The following is a 3,955-nucleotide window of genomic DNA, read 5'->3' on the forward strand; positions in this document are numbered from 1 at the left end:
ATCCCGAACTCAGAAGTGAAACGCAATCGCGCCGATGGTAGTGTGGGGTCTCCCCATGTGAGAGTAGGTCATCGCCAAGCGCCTAATAAGCTCTGAAAAGAGCAGTGACGAAGCCAGCTGAATAAGCTGGCTTTTTTGCATCTGTTTTTAGGACTTTGTGTCATTTTATTCCTCAAATTGCAATTGCAGTTTTTCATTTGTATATATTCCTCTTAGGCTGCAAAGCCGACTCTAAGCGGTTACAATGTGGTTTTTGCCACTATTGATCAAACACATGTTGTTCACTCATAGCCTTAAATCATTTAATACCTTTGGTTTAGCTCAGTCATGCAAAGAGCTGGTTGCAGCCGATTCGAAAGCGGCAATTAAAGACATTTGTTTGCCTATTTGGCAGCGACAAGAACCTATGTTGGTATTAGGTGGTGGTAGTAACGTAGTGTTTACTGATGATTTCCATGGCACTGTCGTTAGGATTTTGTCTAAAGGGATTAAGCTCAGCCAAGATGAAAGTTTTTTTTATCTTGAGGTTGAGGCGGGAGAGAACTGGCATGAACTGGTTGAGTTTACCTTAGATAGGAATATGCCTGGGCTTGAGAATTTAGCCCTGATCCCCGGTACAGTTGGTGCTGCGCCTATTCAAAATATCGGTGCTTATGGGGTAGAGCTATGTGATGTTTGCGATTGGGTTGAGTATCTCGATTTAGAATCGGGAGAATTTATCCGTTTAACGGCTAATGAGTGCCAGTTTGCTTATCGCGAATCCATCTTTAAGGGGGCATTACGTAATTGTGCGGTTATTACAGCTGTAGGAATACGTTTAGCAAAAGACTGGCAGCCGAAACTGGCCTATGGGCCTCTTCAGTCATTCGACTCATTGACTGTCACTGCTTGGGATATATTTGAACGAGTTTGCCAAGTTAGGCGTGAAAAACTACCCGATCCTATGGTGTTAGGTAATGCGGGAAGCTTCTTTAAGAATCCCATTATCAGTGCCGCTACCTATCTAGAGCTGGCTTTGCGTTTCCCATCGGTAGTCGGCTATGCACAGACTAATGGCGATGTGAAGCTTGCTGCTGGGTGGCTTATAGAGCAGGCTGGGTTAAAGGGATTCGTCTTAGGCAAGGTGGCAGTGCACGATAAGCAGGCGTTGGTGTTGGTTAATCGCGGTGGCGCAACTGGGCAGGATATTTGTCGTCTTGCATTGCATGTAATTGAGCGAGTGGAGGCTGTCTTTGGTGTCACGCTTGAAGCTGAACCAAGGGTGATTGGATTAATAGGAGAGGGCCATTTAGATGACTGATAACTGGTTAAGAAAGCGTGAGATCCTAAGATTATTATCGAGTGAGCAGTTTGTCTCTGGTGAAGAATTGGCCCTGAAACTCGGCATATCTCGCGCTGCCGTTAGCAAACATATTGATGTGTTAGAAACCTATGGGGTATCTATCTATAGTGTTAAAGGTCGAGGCTATAAACTTGCCCATACTATTTCTTTGATTGATCCGGCACGTTTGGTGCAATCTATTGAAGACAGATGCTTTTATTTTGATGAAATCCCAAGTACCAACGCTTTTATGTTGAGCCACACAAGTGAACTAAAGCGTGGTGATGTGTGTGTGGCCGAATATCAAGCCGCCGGGCGCGGTCGAAGGGGACGCTCTTGGGTATCCCCCTATGGGCATCATTTGTATTTCTCTCAATTTTGGTCATTCCCACAGGGCATGGCACAGGCTATGGGGTTAAGTCTGGTTGTAGCTTGTACCTTAGTTGAAGTGCTTAAATCCTATGGCGTTGAAAATATTGGGGTTAAATGGCCTAATGATATTTATCTCAATCATAAGAAGCTAGCGGGGATTTTGATTGAAATGTCGGGACAAGCCGATAGTGAGTGTCAGCTAATTATTGGTATCGGCGTCAACATGGCAATGTCGGAAGAGCAAGCGAAGGGAATTGATCAACCTTGGAGTGACTTATCGACCTTAGCAGCTATGCCGGATAAAACCGATCTGGTTATTGCCCTGCAAAAGCAGCTTAAGCGAGATATACAGTTATTTGAACGTGAAGGTTTGGCTGCATTTAAGGCGCGTTGGCAGGAAGCTGATTTATTCTATGGCAAAGAGATCCGTTTGCTGATGGGGGAAAATCATGTTGACGGTATTTGTCGTGGTGTCGATGAGCAGGGTGCTGTATTGCTCGAAACTGCCGATGGTATTCAAGCTTTCATCGGCGGTGAGATTAGCCTAAGGGCGCGCCAATCTTAGCGCGTTATTTACGCATCAGTACATGTGACATAAGGTGATCCTGACCTTTCTGTAGGATCAAATGTGCCCTTTCTCGGGTGGGTTGAATATTGAGCTGTAAGTTGGGGCCATTGATGGTGTCCCAAATGTTGGCTGCAATGCTGTTTGCTTCTTCATCACTTAGGCTTGCATAGTGATGAAAGTAGGATTTTTCATCGCTAAAAGCGCCTTTACGAAATTGTAAAAAGCGCTCTTTATACCATTGCTTTAAAAGTGTTTCCTCTGCATCGACATAAATAGAAAAATCAACAAAATCGGAAACGAATGGCCTGCGAGTATCCACTGGTGAGTCTAAACCCGTCTGCAATACATTGAGTCCTTCGAGGATCAATACATCGGGCTGTGAGACAGTCTGGTGCTGATTGCGGATCCTGTCGTAGGTTACGTGGGAATAAATAGGGGCTTTAACATGTGCCTGGCCAGATTTTACGGCTGAAATAAACTCCACCAACATTTTCATGTCGTAACTTTCAGGGAAACCCTTGCGCTGGAGTAACCCTTTGCGTTTTAGATCGGCTAGGGGATACAGAAAGCCATCGGTTGTCACTAAATCGACTTTAGGATGTTCAGGCCAATGCTGTAACAATGCCTGCAGGATACGCGCCGTAGTGCTTTTCCCTACGGCCACACTTCCAGCAATACTAATAATGTAAGGACTCGGAGAGGGTTGTTGACCAAGGAATTCATCAAGGACTAAACCGCGTTGCTGTTTTGCCTTAACGATTAAATTGAGTAACCGGCTCAGGGGAAGATAAATATCTGTGACTTCAGAGAGTGAAACCTTCTCATTAATCCCCCGAAGATTTTCCAAATCTTGTTCACTCAGTGTTAAGGGGACGGAATCCCTTAACTCGGACCACTGGGCTCGTTCAAAGGCAAGATAGAGTGCTTTTTGAATTGGATTTATAGATGTCATTGGCTTTCCTCGGCTTAGGAAAGGCACAGTACACCATGACTTTATTGGCGACAATACTAAATCAACGATTAGGGCCTTGTTTCACTCCTACAGGGTTGTATTCGATGTTTAATTGATTACTAAATGGCATGAACGTGTAAAAAAACATCGTTTGGTTGCTTTTTTTGAACAAATAGGTGTTTTTTGCTTGCACTCAGGGGCACATTTACCTAATATCCCGTTCCGAAATGATTTGCCGGCATAGCTCAGTTGGTAGAGCAACTGACTTGTAATCAGTAGGTCCCGAGTTCGACTCTTGGTGCCGGCACCATTTTACTGGAGGGGTTCCCGAGTGGCCAAAGGGATCAGACTGTAAATCTGACGGCTCCGCCTTCGAAGGTTCGAATCCTTCTCCCTCCACCATTTTTTCAAGGTAGTTAGGTAGCCTTAGTTAGGTTGCGCGGGCATCGTATAATGGTATTACTCCAGCCTTCCAAGCTGATAACGCGGGTTCGATTCCCGCTGCCCGCTCCAAATTTGTATGCTGATATGGCTCAGTTGGTAGAGCACACCCTTGGTAAGGGTGAGGTCGGCAGTTCGAATCTGCCTATCAGCACCAGCCTTTCTAAACTAAGCTCCTATACCTAACATAATCGGTTCGATGTCATTTCTATGCATCGGATTTTTTCTATATGTAAGTTTTCATCACCAAGACTCTTGGATTGAGGCAATACCATGGCTAAAGCTAAATTTGAACGTATTA

General features: G+C 44.8%; 3 protein-coding genes and 4 tRNA genes. 6 read left to right on the top strand and 1 reads right to left on the bottom strand.

Annotated elements, in window-relative coordinates; translation table 11 throughout:
* Nucleotides 1-274 precede the first annotated feature (274 nt).
* Together murB and birA are read left to right on the top strand one after the other, a co-directional pair.
* Nucleotides 275-1,300, top strand: a complete 1,026-nt coding sequence (gene murB, locus SOHN41_RS00660; protein ID WP_037457735.1) for a UDP-N-acetylmuramate dehydrogenase — start codon at nucleotides 275-277, stop codon at nucleotides 1,298-1,300.
* Entirely contained in the window at nucleotides 1,293-2,258 is a 966-nt protein-coding gene (gene birA, locus SOHN41_RS00665) for a bifunctional biotin--[acetyl-CoA-carboxylase] ligase/biotin operon repressor BirA (protein WP_007644293.1), read from the top strand. The genes murB and birA overlap by 8 nt, the downstream gene beginning before the upstream one ends.
* Nucleotides 2,259-2,262: 4 nt before the next feature.
* On the opposite strand, the gene coaA is transcribed toward birA, so the two are convergent.
* Entirely contained in the window at nucleotides 2,263-3,213 is a 951-nt protein-coding gene (coaA, locus tag SOHN41_RS00670; RefSeq protein ID WP_007644294.1) for a type I pantothenate kinase, read from the bottom strand.
* 234 nt (nucleotides 3,214-3,447) lie between these two features.
* Here coaA and SOHN41_RS00675 point away from each other — a divergent pair.
* The 4 genes from SOHN41_RS00675 to SOHN41_RS00690 all read left to right on the top strand — a co-directional run bounded on the left by SOHN41_RS00675 (nucleotide 3,448) and on the right by SOHN41_RS00690 (nucleotide 3,811).
* Nucleotides 3,448-3,523, top strand: a tRNA-Thr gene (locus SOHN41_RS00675).
* A gap of 7 nt (nucleotides 3,524-3,530) precedes the next feature.
* A tRNA-Tyr gene (locus SOHN41_RS00680) sits at nucleotides 3,531-3,615 on the top strand.
* Nucleotides 3,616-3,652: 37 nt separating this feature from the next.
* Nucleotides 3,653-3,726, top strand: a tRNA-Gly gene (locus tag SOHN41_RS00685).
* A gap of 9 nt (nucleotides 3,727-3,735) precedes the next feature.
* Nucleotides 3,736-3,811: transfer RNA gene (locus tag SOHN41_RS00690), tRNA-Thr, on the top strand.
* Nucleotides 3,812-3,955: the final 144 nt, after the last annotated feature.

Origin of the sequence: Shewanella sp. HN-41, assembly GCF_000217915.1 — a bacterium.
Classification (GTDB): Bacteria; Pseudomonadota; Gammaproteobacteria; order Enterobacterales; family Shewanellaceae; genus Shewanella.

Bases quoted from the DNA above. Each gene is read 5' to 3' on its own strand.
- murB (WP_037457735.1), top strand. From the start codon at position 275: ATGTTGTTCACTCATAGCCTTAAATCATTTAATACCTTTGGTTTAGCT.
- birA (WP_007644293.1), top strand. From the start codon at position 1,293: ATGACTGATAACTGGTTAAGAAAGCGTGAGATCCTAAGATTATTATCG.
- coaA (WP_007644294.1), bottom strand. From the start codon at position 3,213: ATGACATCTATAAATCCAATTCAAAAAGCACTCTATCTTGCCTTTGAA.